Origin of the sequence: Thalassobaculum sp. OXR-137, from assembly GCF_034377285.1 — a bacterium.
Lineage (GTDB): Bacteria > Pseudomonadota > Alphaproteobacteria > Thalassobaculales > Thalassobaculaceae > Thalassobaculum.
In genome coordinates, this window is record NZ_CP139715.1 from 5,362,786 (window position 1) to 5,376,335 (window position 13,550).

The 13,550-nt window shown below is 68.6% G+C and carries 11 protein-coding genes and 2 tRNA genes; 10 read left to right on the plus strand and 3 right to left on the minus strand.

The genetic code is table 11. From position 1 onward, the window contains the following. Positions 1–12: 12 nt before the first annotated feature. Together tuf and T8K17_RS24885 are read right to left on the minus strand one after the other, a co-directional pair. Positions 13–1,203: an elongation factor Tu gene (gene tuf / locus T8K17_RS24880; RefSeq protein ID WP_322332397.1), complete on the minus strand. Its 1,191-nt coding sequence runs from the start codon at positions 1,201–1,203 to the stop codon at positions 13–15. A gap of 101 nt (positions 1,204–1,304) precedes the next feature. After that, positions 1,305–1,390 (minus strand) — tRNA-Tyr (locus T8K17_RS24885). A 164-nt stretch (positions 1,391–1,554) separates the two neighbouring features. On the opposite strand from T8K17_RS24885, the gene rlmB reads away from it, so the two are divergent. The 10 genes from rlmB (at position 1,555) to mdoH (ending at position 11,731) form a co-directional block, all read left to right on the plus strand. Next, a complete protein-coding gene (gene rlmB, locus T8K17_RS24890; protein ID WP_322332406.1) occupies positions 1,555–2,424 on the plus strand; it encodes a 23S rRNA (guanosine(2251)-2'-O)-methyltransferase RlmB in 870 nt (289 codons plus the stop codon). Between the two features lie 91 nt (positions 2,425–2,515). Further along, positions 2,516–3,988, plus strand: a complete 1,473-nt coding sequence (locus T8K17_RS24895; RefSeq protein ID WP_322332407.1) for a hypothetical protein — start codon at positions 2,516–2,518, stop codon at positions 3,986–3,988. Continuing rightward, entirely contained in the window at positions 3,985–4,938 is a 954-nt protein-coding gene (locus T8K17_RS24900) for an allantoinase PuuE (RefSeq protein WP_322332408.1), read from the plus strand. Before T8K17_RS24895 ends, T8K17_RS24900 begins: the two co-directional genes overlap by 4 nt. A 54-nt stretch (positions 4,939–4,992) precedes the next feature. Continuing rightward, a tRNA-Thr gene (locus T8K17_RS24905) sits at positions 4,993–5,068 on the plus strand. Positions 5,069–5,198: 130 nt separating this feature from the next. Beyond that, positions 5,199–5,504 (plus strand): type II toxin-antitoxin system HigB family toxin, encoded by a 306-nt coding sequence (locus tag T8K17_RS24910; protein ID WP_322332409.1) that lies wholly within the window; start codon positions 5,199–5,201, stop codon positions 5,502–5,504. A 19-nt stretch (positions 5,505–5,523) separates the two neighbouring features. Next, on the plus strand, positions 5,524–5,910 hold the full coding sequence (locus tag T8K17_RS24915; RefSeq protein WP_322332410.1) for an XRE family transcriptional regulator: 387 nt from the start codon (positions 5,524–5,526) through the stop codon (positions 5,908–5,910). Positions 5,911–6,022: 112 nt separating this feature from the next. Then, positions 6,023–7,003, plus strand: coding sequence for a diacylglycerol/lipid kinase family protein (locus tag T8K17_RS24920; RefSeq protein WP_322332411.1), 981 nt, complete (start codon positions 6,023–6,025; stop codon positions 7,001–7,003). Beyond that, positions 7,000–7,791 carry a metallophosphoesterase gene (locus T8K17_RS24925; protein WP_322332412.1) on the plus strand — a complete coding sequence of 264 codons (792 nt, stop codon included), beginning with the start codon at positions 7,000–7,002 and terminating at the stop codon, positions 7,789–7,791. The genes T8K17_RS24920 and T8K17_RS24925 overlap by 4 nt, the downstream gene beginning before the upstream one ends. A 350-nt stretch (positions 7,792–8,141) precedes the next feature. Further along, positions 8,142–9,608, plus strand: coding sequence for a glucan biosynthesis protein (locus T8K17_RS24930; protein ID WP_322332413.1), 1,467 nt, complete (start codon positions 8,142–8,144; stop codon positions 9,606–9,608). Continuing rightward, positions 9,593–11,731, plus strand: a complete 2,139-nt coding sequence (gene mdoH, locus T8K17_RS24935; RefSeq protein ID WP_322332414.1) for a glucans biosynthesis glucosyltransferase MdoH — start codon at positions 9,593–9,595, stop codon at positions 11,729–11,731. Before T8K17_RS24930 ends, mdoH begins: the two co-directional genes overlap by 16 nt. Before the next feature lie 228 nt (positions 11,732–11,959). On the opposite strand, the gene T8K17_RS24940 is transcribed toward mdoH, so the two are convergent. After that, entirely contained in the window at positions 11,960–13,537 is a 1,578-nt protein-coding gene (locus T8K17_RS24940; protein ID WP_322332415.1) for a glucan biosynthesis protein D, read from the minus strand. Between the last annotated feature and the right edge of the window lie 13 nt (positions 13,538–13,550).

Sequence of the window (13,550 nt, forward strand, 5' to 3'; positions counted from 1 at the left end):
GATGACCCCCGATTACTCGATGACCTTCGACACCACGCCGGCGCCGACGGTGCGGCCGCCTTCGCGGATGGCGAAGCGCAGGCCGTCATCCATGGCGATCGGCGCGATCAGCTCGACGTCCATCGCGATGTTGTCGCCCGGCATCACCATCTCGGTGCCTTCCGGCAGCGTCACCGTCCCGGTCACGTCCGTCGTGCGGAAGTAGAACTGCGGACGGTAGTTGGTGAAGAACGGCGTGTGACGGCCACCCTCTTCCTTCGTCAGGATGTACGCCTCGGCCTTGAACTTCGTGTGCGGCGTGATCGAGCCCGGCTTCGCCAGAACCTGACCGCGCTCCACGTCCTCGCGCTTGGTGCCGCGCAGCAGAACGCCAACGTTGTCGCCCGCCTCGCCCTGGTCCAGCAGCTTGCGGAACATCTCCACACCGGTGCAGGTCGTCTTCACCGTCGTCTTGATGCCGACGATCTCGATTTCCTCGCCCACCTTCACGATGCCGCGCTCGATACGGCCGGTCACCACCGTGCCGCGGCCCGAGATCGAGAACACGTCCTCGATCGGCATCAGGAACGGCAGGTTCTTCGGACGCTCCGGGGTCGGAATGTACGAGTCGACCGTCTCCATCAGCGCGAGGATCGCCTTGCGGCCGATCTCCTCGTTGCTGTCCTCGAGCGCGGCCAGAGCCGAACCCTTGGTGATCGGAATGTCGTCGCCCGGGAACTCGTAGGACGACAGAAGCTCGCGGATCTCGAGCTCGACCAGCTCCAGAAGCTCCTCGTCGTCGACCTGGTCGACCTTGTTCATGAACACGACCAGCGCCGGAACGCCGACCTGGCGCGCCAGAAGGATGTGCTCGCGCGTCTGCGGCATCGGGCCGTCGGCCGCCGACACCACCAGGATCGCGCCGTCCATCTGCGCCGCACCCGTGATCATGTTCTTCACGTAGTCGGCGTGGCCCGGGCAGTCCACATGCGCGTAGTGACGGTTCGCCGTCTCGTACTCAACGTGCGCCGTCGAGATCGTGATGCCGCGCGCCTTCTCTTCCGGCGCCTTGTCGATGGCGTCGTACGCCATGAACGTCGCACCGCCGGACTCTGCAAGCGTCTTCGTGATCGCCGCCGTCAGCGTCGTCTTGCCGTGGTCGACGTGACCGATCGTGCCGATGTTGCAGTGCGGCTTAGTCCGCGCGAATTTCTCCTTGGCCATCTCGTCGTTCCCGTCGGCTGCATCGTGGAGGCATCCAGGAGATGCCGGAAAAACTAACCCTCTTCAGAACCTTGTCGGTCGGTCGCGATCCGGTCAGCAAGTGGTGGTGGGGGTAGGATTCGAACCTACGTACGCATACGCGGGCAGATTTACAGTCTGCTGCCTTTAACCACTCGGCCACCCCACCATCGGATCGGATCGCAATCTCGCTTTCGGCAAGCCCCGTTCCTGAGGGAGTGCGAACTATGTTAATTCGCGACCGTTTGTCAACGACGAACGCGACAAAAAATGACCGCGCCGGTAATCCAGGCGGTTCGTGGTCTCCCAACCGAGGAAAACCGTAGCATAGCCATGGCGAAACGAAAATACGGCGGCCGCCCCTCCCGTGCGGCGAAATCCCCTGCCCCCGGCCGCGAGCGGTCCGGCGGCGGTCAAACACTCCCCGGCCGCGAGTCGGATCGGACGGCATTCGACCCGACTCTGCTGTTCGGCAGGCACGCGGTGGCGGCAGCACTGGCCAATCCGCGACGGCATGTCCGCGCGCTGATGTGCAGCGTGGAAGCGGCGGCCGATCTCGCCGAGACCCTGGCCGCCCTGCCCGAGGCCCGGTGCGGGGCCCTGCCCGACCCCAGGACCGTCACGGCGGAGGAGATCGCCACCCTGGTCGGCGAGGGCGCGGTGCATCAGGGCCTGATCGCCCGGGTCGACCCGCTGCCGGACACCGCCCTGGAGGACGTGCTCGACGCCGCCGGGCCCCAAAGCCTGCTGATGGTGCTCGACCAGGTGACCGATCCGCACAATCTCGGCGCCGTGCTGCGCTCCGCCGCGGCCTTCGGGGCCGATGCGGTCGTCGTCCAGGACCGGCACACCCCGCAGATCACTGCCGTGGTGGCCAAGACCGCGTCCGGCGCGCTCGACGTCACCCCGCTGGTGCGGGTGATCAACCTCGCCCGCGCCCTGCGCACCATCCAGGAGGCCGGGTTCTGGTGCGTCGGCCTCGCCGAGGAGGGGCCGGTCGCGCTCGACAGTCTCGACCTGTCCGGCCGGGCCGCGCTGGTGATGGGGGCGGAGGGCGACGGCCTGCGCCGCCTGACCCGCGAGACCTGCGACCAACTCGTCCACCTGCCGACCAAGGCGCCGATCCGCTCGCTCAACGTGTCGGCGGCGGCGGCGATCGCCCTGCATCACGCCGCGGTCGCCCCCGGCAGAAAGGCAGGTTAACCTTTAACCAAGATTTTTAGGCCATACTCCGACAGCTTTTCCGCGCGGCGGACCGAGCAAGCAGACCGGATATGCAGGAGTCCCAGTAATCATGGTGTTCACGCCGCGCGAGGACATCGAGGTCGCGAAATCAGCGATCTGCGAAGAAGCCGCAGACCTGTTCACTCCCGACGCTCGCGAAACCATCACCCGGGCCTGCGCCGCCTATCTCGGCCCCCGTAAGCTGACGGCGATCGAGATCCTGTACTCCCCGCGGCATCAGACCGATCTGATGAACAGCGGGACCAGCGCCATGCAGGCGGTCCAGAAGGCGGCGAGCTGGCAGGTCCGCGGCATGAGCGTGCCGGTAAGCGAGCGGATCCGCCGGCTGTGGGACATCATCGACCAGGCCAAGGCGGCCATGGCCGAGGAGGTCGAGGCCCTCGACCCGGCCCCGATGACGCCGGAGACCGCCGGCGCGTTGTTCGCCCGGCGGGGCGACGAGAGCAGCCCCGCCCATACCTTCCGCATCCTGTGCTCGGTTGCCGCCGGGCTGGCGGACAAGAAGGGCTGGGCCGACAAGCTCGACACCCTGCTGAAGATCGCCGCCAGCGCCGACACGCCGGAGGCGCTGGCCTGCATCGACCGGTTCCTGGGCGAGCTGCTGCGGCCGGTGGAGGTGCTCCCGGAGGTCATCGGCGATCTGCCGACCGCCGGCGAGGCGGTGGCCAGCCTGCTGGCCCTGCTGAACGGGACCGCCCGGCCGACCGACGCGCCGCCCAAGGCGGTCCTGTCGGTGCCGTTCTACAAGCTGATGACCCGCGCCCCGATGCCCGATTCCCGGGCGGCCCTGGCCGCGCATATCGTCCGTCTGGTCTCCGGCCCCGACAAGATGACGGCCAAGACCCTCGCCGAGGAGATCCAGGCGGTGGTCGAGCTGCGCGACACCCTCGTCTTCGAGGGCGCGCTGATCGGCGGCGAGGTGACCCAGGAGGCGCTGGAACGCCGGCTGGGCCGGGCCCTCTCCGACCAGACCATCGACATGCTGATGCAGGGAACGCGCTGCGTCGGCGAGCGGGTGATGCGGGCCGTGGCCCTGCACAGCAAGGTGTTCGGCGAGACCGCGCGGGAGTACCTGGAACAGTACGTCGCCGACCTGATGGGCCAGCCGCAGCTCGAGGCCAAGCTGGTGGCGGAAGGCCTGTCGCTTCGGCAGCAGATCATGGCGCTGGGCGCGCTGTACCGGGCGCTGAAGGGCTCCCAGCTCGGCGACCGGGCGAAGGGCCGCATGACCCGCCAGGTCGAACAGGCGCAGACCGCCCTGCTCGACAGCTCGCGGCTGCTGGAGAAGCTGAACGACGGCAGCGGCTCGGCGGCCGAACGGCTGATGCGGGTGGTCGACCTGTGCCGCGAAGGCGCTTTCACCGAGGGCGAGAACGCCGACCGCGCCCGGGCCGCCGCGCAGCAGCTCATGAAGCGGCCGGATTTCCTCGCCAGCTATCTGGACGGGGCGGAGCAAAAGGGCGAACGTGCCACCCGGCTGCGCGACCTGCAGCGCAAACTGGCCGAAGCGAGGATCGTTTGAGCGCTCCTGACCGGAACGGACCCGACCGGGACGACCCGAATTTCCAGCCGCATCTGGACCGCGACATGGTCGGCTACGGCCGCACCCCGCCCCATGCCAACTGGCCCGGCGGCGCGCGGCTGGCGATCAATTTCGTCATGAACTACGAGGAGGGGTCGGAATACTCGATCCCCGAGGGCGACGGCTTCTCCGAGGGGAGCCTGACCGACTCGCCGGACAGCCCGAACGGTCCCGGCTCGCGCGACCTGGCCGCGGAGTCGATGTTCGAATACGGCACCCGCGTCGGCTTCTGGCGGCTGCACCGGCTGTTCACCGAGCGCAACCTGCCGCTGACGGTCAACGCCTGCGCCCTGGCGCTGGAGCGCAACGACGAGGCGGCGGCCGCGATCCGCGAGAGCGGCTGGGACATCTGCTGCCACGGCTGGCGCTGGGTGAACCATTTCCAGCTCAGCGAGGACGAGGAGCGCGCCCACATCGCCCGCGCGGTGGAGAGCCTGGAGCGCACCACCGGGGCCAGGCCGGCCGGCTGGTACTGCCGCCACGGTCCGAGCGTGCACACCCGCCGCCTGGTCGTCGAGCACGGCGGCTTCCTCTACGACAGCGACAGCTATGCCGACGAGCTGCCCTACTGGACCGAGGTGTCCGGCCGGCCGCATCTGGTGGTGCCCTATTCGCTGACCACCAACGACAGCAAGTTCGCCCGCAACCATTTCCCCACCGGCGACGACTACTTCACCTTCGTGAAGGACGCGATCGACATGCTGTGGGAGGAAGGGGCGAACAGCCCGCGGATGATGTCCTGCGGCTTGCACCTGCGCCTGATCGGCCACCCCTCGCGGGCGGCGGGTCTGGCCAGGCTGCTGGACTACGTGCAGGAGAAGGGCGGCATTTGGGTCACCGGCCGCCAGGCCATCGCCGAGCACTGGGTGCGCGAACATCCGCATCCATGACGCTGCCACGCGACGCTTGACGTCAGGCTCGGAACTGCGCAGAAACGCAGGCGTGCCGGCATAGCTCAGCTGGTAGAGCACCTGATTTGTAATCAGGGGGTCGCGGGTTCAAGTCCTGCTGCCGGCACCAGATTTCTTCGAAAATCGGACGGGTATCGCGATGGTCGGGTCGGCACGGCTGCCGATCTCCGAGGATTCACGGCTGTTTCTCATCGGAGATTTTGCTTTGTTCCACTTTTGGGAACCACTATAGTCACCGGGTGAGAATCATCGCCCGTCAGACCCTCGTGACCTTTTGGTCGCAACCCAACCGGCGCGATGCCGAAGCGGATCTGACCGCCTGGTTCAATGCGGTGAACGGCAGAACGTGCGACTGGGCCACGCCCGCGGACGTCAAGGCCGCTTACCGCAATGCCAGCATCGTCGCGGGCAACCGGGTGGTCTTCAACATTCACGGCAACAAGTATCGGCTGGTGGTGAAGATCAACTATCCGCACCAGGTGGTCTACATCCGCTGGGCCGGAACCCACGCCGAGTACGACAATATTGACGTTACCACCGTGTGAACGTCGAAAGGAGAAAGGGATGGACATCCGCCCGATCAAGACCGAGGCCGATCATGCCGCTGCCCTGACGCGGATCGAAGCCCTCATGGATGCGGAGGCCAATACCCCGGACGGGGACGAACTCGACGTTCTCACGACCCTGGTCGAGGCTTACGAGGAGAAGCATGTTCCGATCTCTCCGTCCGACCCGCTGAGCGCCATCAGACACACCATGGCGGCCAAGGGCTTCACTCAGGCGGATCTCGCTGACCTGCTGAAGTCTCGGCCACGCGCCAGCGAGATCCTGAACGGCTCGCGGGAGCTGTCCAAGTCCGCCATGTGGTTGCTTCACTCCGAATGGCAGGTGCCGGCGGAAAGCCTGATCGCGCCGCCGCGCAAGGAGAAGGGCCGGACTGCCACAGGCTGAGGCCTGGGCCGATCCGGTCACGTCTCACGGACTGGAACCGCAGCCGGGGGAACCACCTGCTGTGCGAGGCGTTGTACGGGGAAGCCCGCCACAACCCAGAGTTCGCACCCCGATGCCGCCACGCACCGCCACGCTGATCGTGAACCCGCAGGCCGGGAGCCTCCTGGACGCGGACATCACGCCGCAGGATATCGCGGACAAGATCCGGGACACCGGCATCGAGGTCGAGCTGCTGACCGGCGATCCCTCGCAGCTCGCCGATTTCGTCGAGCAGGCGCTCAACGCGCCGGCCCAGCTGGTGATCGTCGCCGGCGGCGACGGCACGGTCAACGCCGCCGCCCGCCGCATGTCCGGCACGGACAAGACCCTCGGCATCCTGCCGGCCGGCACCCTCAATCACCTCTCCCAGGATCTCGGCATCCCCCAGGACATCGACGGCGCGATCGCCGTGCTGAGCGACGGCGAGGAAGTCGAGATCGATATCGGCGAGGTCAACGGCAACTCATTCATGTGCAGCTCGGTGATCGGCTTCGCCTCGCGCCTCGCCCGCCAGCGCGAGCACTGGCGCGGCCGGCTGAACCCGCTGCGCTGGGCCCGGGTGATTGCCCACCTTTTCCAGACCATGGACCGCGACCCGGCGATCGAGGTCACGATCTCCGACCCCGAGAAGAGGACCCTGCGCACCCGCCACCTGACCGTCGCGGTCGGCGACTATGTGGACGAGCCGGGCCGGCTGTTCGTGCGCACCGAGCTGGACAGCGGTTATCTCGGCCTCTACGCGCTGCGCAGTCCGTCGCCGGGCAAGCTCTTCAAGCTCGCCGCCGCGGCGATGATCGGGCGGTGGCGCACCGATCCGGAACTGACCTCCGAACGGGTGCGGGAGGCGTCGGTGACCAGCGACCGCAAGCAGGTCCGCGTGCTGAACGACGGCGAGATCCTGATGCTCGACCTGCCGGTCGAGTACAGGATCCGCCACCGCGCCCTGCGGGTCGTGCGGGCGCGCGAAGCCACCCGCGCGGCGACCGCCACGCCGGACAACGACGCCGCAGGGAAGAAGGACGGGCCGGAACGACACGACACGGAGGCCGCATGACCCGACTCATCCACCTGTCCGACCTGCATTTCGGCAAGACCGACCTGCGGCTGATCGAACCCCTGCGGGCGGAGATCGAGCGGGAGAAGCCGGACCTGGTGATCATCAGCGGCGACCTGACCCTGCGCGCCAAGAACCGGGAGTTCCGCGAGGCCGCCGAATTCATCTCGGAGCTCTCGGCGCCGTGTTTCGTCGTGCCCGGCAACCACGACATCCCCTACTACTACCGGCCGTTCGAGCGGTTCATCGACCCATACCGCCGCTGGCGCCGGCATATCGGTGACGCGCTGGAGCCGACCTGGGTCGGCGAGCGGATCGCCGTGGTCGGCATCAACACCGTGCGGCGCGCCCAATGGCGGCTGAACTGGGCCGACGGCCGGATCAGCCGCAGCCAGCTGGCCCGGATCGACCGGCGGCTCGCCGCCCTGCCCAAAGGCCGGGTGCCGATCGTGGTCGGCCACCACCCGTTCCTCGCCCCCAACCCCGGTCTCCAGGACAGGGTGGTGCGGCGCTCGACCGAAGCGCTGGCCCTGTTCCGGCGGCATCGGGTCCGGCTGGTGCTGGCCGGCCACCTGCATCTGCCGTTCATCCGCGACCTGAAGGGAGCGGATCCCGGCCACCCGATGACGGTGGTGCACGGCGGCACGACGATCTCCACCCGCCTGCGCGGCGAGCCCAACGCCTTCAACGTGATCGATGTGGACGCCGAGGGCCGGATCGAGATCCAGCCCCGGATCTGGACCGAGGACGGCTGGCAACGCGACGCTCGAAAGCGGCTGGCGGCATGATCCGGGCGCGGCATCGAAGACGCGCGAGGCCGGCGACGTGCGGGGTGCCGGAGGGTTCGTCGCACCGCCGAAGGCCGGAACCCGTGGGTCCGGCTCTACCGGCGTAGTACACCCTTGAGTACGCGGGTTTTTCGTGTCTATCTGACGCCGCAATTCGGCGGCGCCAGGGGACGGGCACCGGAAGAAGCGGGAGCCGACCGGCACCCGTGTTTTTTCCTCGACACTCTGTCATCCGCCAGGATCAGTCGACAACGAGCGTGGAATCGGTGAAAGCAGCAAGCGGGCGATCCCGCCGTTCAGTGATGCGTGGCCTGCTGTGGAGCGCTGCCGCCCTGACGAGTTCCAACGGGATGACCATGCGCGCGGCCTGGGCATCCGAAACGGGGCCCGCCGGCACGCCGGCCAGCTTCGAGGACGTCGTCGGCCAGGCGCAGACTCTCGCCGGACAGGACTACAAGGCCCGTCCCGCCGCCGGCCCGGGCGACCTCGCCGAGCTTTCCTACGAGCAGTACCAGGACATCCGGTTCCGCCGGGAGCATGCCCTGTGGATCGGCCAGGAACTGGGCTTCGAGGTCGACCTGTTCCATCCAGGCTTCCGCTTCATGCGGCCGGTCGATATCTACAACGTCAACGAGACCGGCACCCATCCGGTCGCCCTGGCGCCGGAGATGTTCGACTACGGCCCCCGCGTCAACGCGCCGAGCGCGCCGGAGGGCCTCTCCTTCACCGGGTTCCGGGCGCGCTATCCGCTCAATGCGCCGGACCGGATCGACGAATTCGCCGTGTTCCAGGGCGGCACACGGTTCAGGGCCGTCGGCTCCGGCCAGCGCTACGGCGTCTCAGCCCGCGGCCTTGCGATCGCCACCGCCGACGCGGAAGGCGAGGAGTTCCCCGACTTCACGGCCTTCTGGCTGATGAAGCCGGTGCAGGGCGATTCCACGATGACCGTGCTCGCCCTGATGGACAGCCCGTCAATCACCGGCGCCTACCGCTTCCAGATCCGCCCCGGCGAGTCCACGGTGATCGACGTCGACACCGCGCTGTTCCCGCGCCGCCAGGTGACCAAGATCGGTCTCGGGCCGCTGACGTCGATGTTCCTGTACGATTCCTCCTCCCGGGCCGGCTACGACGACTTCCGCACGTCCGTGCACAATTCCGACGGGCTGCAGATGCTCACCGGCAACGGCGAGCGGATCTTCCGCCCTCTGGCCAATCCCTCGCGGCTGCAGCTCTCCGCTTTTCTGGACACCAACCCGCGCGGTTTCGGGCTGGTGCAGCGCAGCCGCCGGTTCTCCGACTTCCAGGACATGGACGCGCGGTTCGACCTGCGGCCCTCCACCTGGGTCGAACCGGTCGGCGAGTGGGGGACGGGCTCGGTCGTGCTGGTCGAGATTCCGACCGAAGCCGAGACCAACGACAACATCGTCGCCTATTGGCGGCCGAGCGCTCCGTTCGAGCCCGGCACCCGCACCGACCTGTCCTACCGGATGCATTTCTGCAGCACGCCGCCGGACAACGTTCCCCTCGCCCGGGTCGCCGCCACCCGCGGCGGTCGGGGCGGCGACGGCCGCCGCCGGCTGTTCGTCCTCGACTTCGTCGGACTCCCCGCCTCCGAGCGGATGCCCCATGCCGAGGTCAGCCAGTCCAACGGCGTCATCCTGAACGTCACGACCCGGCCCAATCCGGTCGACGGGTCCTACCGGCTGAGCTTTGAAGTGGACCCGGGCGACGAGTCGCTGGTTGAATTGCGGGCGTTGCTGGTCGGAGACAGCGGCCCCGTGAGCGAGACCTGGCTGTACAGATGGACCAGCGCATAGACACCGCCCGGCTGGCCACAGCGGATTACCCGACGATGCCGCCGGGCATGCCGTTGGACATGCCGACGCAGAATTTCCGCCGCACGGTGCGGCCGCAGGTCCGCACCCGCGGCCGGCCCTGGATGGCGACCGCGATCGCCCGGCTGGTGGTGTTCGGCGGCGCCCTGCTGCTCACCGCCCTGGCGACCCGGCAGATGGCCCTGGCCGTGGCGGTCGGCGAGGTCACCGCGCTCCAGGCGCTGCTGGTCGCCATCTTCACCGTGACCTTCTGGTGGATCTCCATGTCCACCACCTCCGCCCTCGCCGGGCTGTTCACCTCGCTGCAGCCCAGCGCCGGGTCCGGGACGGCCCTTCCAATGGAGGAGCCCGGGCTCTGCGCCCTGGTGATGCCGGTCTACAACGAGGATCCGGCGGCGACGACCGGCGCGCTGGCCGCCATCGCCGAGGACCTGGCCCGGGCCGGGGCGGCAGACGGCTTCGAGATCTTCATCGTGTCCGACACCACCGACCCGGCGGTCTGGGTGGTCGAGACCGCCGCCGTGGCCAGGCTGCGCGACCGGCTGAGCGGCACGATGCGGGTCTGGTACCGCCATCGGGCGCGCAACACCGACCGCAAGTCGGGCAACATTCACGACTTCGTCACCCGCTGGGGCGGACGCTACGAGACCATGCTGGTGCTCGACGCCGACAGCCTGATGACGGCGCAGTCCATCGTCGCCCTGCGCGACCGCATCACCGCCGACCCGGCCCTGGGGCTGGTGCAGACCGTCCCCGTGCTGATCGGCCGCGACAGCCTGTTCGCCCGGATGCAGCAGTTCGCCGGCCGGATCTACGGACCGATCGTCGCCCGCGGCGTCGCCGCCTGGCAGGGCGACGACGGCAATTTCTGGGGCCATAACGCGATCATCCGCACCCAGGCCTTCGCCCAGGCCTGCGGCCTGCCGCGCCTGGCGGGCCGCAAGCCGTTCGGCGGCACGATCATGAGCCACGACTTCGTCGAGGCCGCCCTGCTGCGCCGGGCCGGATGGGCGGTGCAGATGGCGCCCAATATCGGCGGCTCCTGGGAATCCTCGCCGCCGTCCCTGCTCGACTTCGCCATGCGCGACCGGCGCTGGGCCCAGGGCAACATCCAGCACCTGGCGGTGATCGGCGCCCGCGGCCTGCGCTGGCCGAGCCGGATGCACCTGCTGAACGGGGTGATGAGCTACCTGTCCTCGCCGCTCTGGCTGGCGCTGATCCTGGTCGGTGTCGGACTGACGGTGCAGTCCTACCTGCTGCGGCCGAAGTATTTCACCGAAGCGTTCCAGCTCTTCCCGACCTGGCCGCGGTTCGACAGCGAGCGGATGATCGTGCTGTTCGTGCTGACGATCGGCGCGCTGCTGGTGCCGAAGATCATCGGCCTGCTGCGGGCCATGATCGACCGCTCGGTGGTGAAGAGCTTCGGCGACGCCAGACGACTGGTGTTCGGCTGGATCTTCGAGGTTCTGCTGTCGGCGCTGTTCGCGCCGATCATGATGCTGATCCAGTCGCGCCACGTCTGGTCGATCCTGCGCGGCACGGATTCCGGCTGGGGGCCGCAGCGCCGGGACGACGGCTCCATGGGGCTGGCCGAGGCGACGCGCTTCCATCTCGGCCATACCGCCATCGGGCTGGTGGTGGTGGCGGCCATCGCGCCGCTGTCCATGCCGGTGCTGGCCTGGCTGTCGCCGGTGCTGGCCGGCTGGATCCTGTCGATCCCGCTGTCCTGGGGCAGCGGCAGCGCCTGGCTCGGCCGCAAGCTGGCCGCTCTGGGGCTGCTGGTGATCCCGGAGGAGCGCGAGATCCCGCCCCTGGTCACCGCCTCCCAGGCCGAGCGGTCCGCCGCCCAGGGCGACCTGGCCGAGATCTCCCTGGAACGGGTGCTGGCGAATCCGGACCTGGCCGAGCGGCATTTCGCCATGGCCGGCGACCACTGGCCGAGCGACCGCGGCCGTCCGGACGTGGACATGCTCACCGCCGCCGCCAAGGTTGCGGACGCCCGGACCCGGGCGGAGGCGCTGGACTGGCTGCGGCCAGTGGAGCGGATGCGCGTGCTGGGCGACCGGCGCACCTTCGACACACTGGTCTCCCTGCCCGCCGCGTAAGCGCGGTCTACCCTGCTGAAATTTCCGGTCGAGCGATTTTCCCGGCTTACCGCCTGATCCGAGGCCGCGGGCCGATGCGGCAGTCGGGATCTATCTACCGCGCGCTCCAGCACGCGTCACCCTAGGTCCCGGCACGAGGGTGGGGAGACGATGAATGAAGGGGGGAGTAACCATCGCCGACCGCCATAGGGCGGCAACCGTCGACTTCCGCTTACTCCCCTCCCCCGATCAGCGCGGCAGCGGATCGTAGCGGTAGAGCCACGTCTCCGTGAGCGCACCCGCGTCGGTGCGCAGGAAGGCGCGCAGCTCCGCCGGCTCCGGGGCTGCCGGGTACAGATCGAAGACGATCCGCCACTTCTTCGTGCCCGGAACTTTCTCGGCGAATACGTCGTCCACCCTGCCGGTGGAGGACGCGACCACGGCCTCCGGCTCGTCGCCGTCCTTCAGCGCCGCCAGGGCGGAGCCGTCGAACTCCACTACGAACTTGCGGGCGTCGACCGCGCGGTTCTGACCGGGCCGGCCGCCATGGCCGATGCGGGTCGACACGCAGATGGCAGTCGGACGCGGCGGGGTCGGCATGTCGGTCTGCCAGTACTGGCGGTACTTGAACGTGTAGCTGTTGCCGGCCCGCGCCGGACCCTCGGGCACCCAGAAGGCGCCGATATTGTCGTGGATCTCGTCGTCGGTGCGCAGCTCCATGAGCTGAACCGATCCCCGGCCCCAGTCGCCCAGCGGCTCGATCCACAGGCTCGGCCGTCGGTCGTAGTACACCCCGTCGAGATAATGCTCGAAGTTCCGGTCGCGCTGCATCAGCCCGAAGCCTTTCGGATTCTCGTCCAGGAAGGAGGAGACGTTCGGGAAGCGCGGGTTGGTCAGCGGGCGCCAGATCCGCTCGCCACCGCCGGTCCAGATCGCCAGACCGTCGGAATCGTGGATCTCCGGCCGCCAGTCGCTGCTGATGTCCGCGTTGGTCTCGCTGTACCAGTACATGGAGACCAGCGGGGCGATGCCCAGGCGCTCGATGTCCCGGCGCAGGAACAGCCGCGCCTCGACCTCCATCACCACGCCCTTGCCACGCCGCGCGGCGATCTTGTAGGCGCCGGTGATCCCCGGCCCGTCCAGCAGGGCGAGGATGACGTTGGGGTCGTTCTTGTCCTTCGCCGGGGTCAGGTAGAACTCCCGGAACTCCGGGAATTCCTCCGGGCCCGGGGTGGCGCTGTCGATGGCGACGCCGCGGGCCGACAGGCCGTACTGGCCGAGATCGCCGATCGCCCGCCAGTAGCTGGCGCCGAGGAAGGCGAGCCAGTCCTGAGTCTTCCAGTCGTCGCGCGACCGCGCCTCCTGGAAGCGGAAGCCGGCGAAGCCGACGTCGCCGGAAAGCTGCTTGGCGACGCTGTCCGCCGGCATATCGAACAGCTCGGGGCTGTAGCGCACCACCCGGGCGAAGCCGTCCTGCAGGGTGTGGACCTTCACGCCGCGCGGGAAGTAGCGGCCCACATGGAAGAAGGTGGCCGGGTAGGTTCCCGATCCGTCGGCGAACACCGCCTCGTCCGGCCGATACCGCAGCTTGCCGTGGGCGTCGTAGTCGATCGCCTCGATCACGTCGGGCGCCACGATCGGCGCCGCCGAATAGGGAGCGGCGGCCATGTCGCGGGCGCGGTCGACCAGCGCCTCATAGCCGAACTCGAACGGCTGGCCGAAGGACAGGGTCGGGCCGGCGGCCTTGGCGAGATGAGGATTTGCGAGCAGGGTCAGCAGCGCGGCACCCGCACCCTGAACCACGTCACGCCGATTGATAGTGGGCATGGAAGGACCTGCG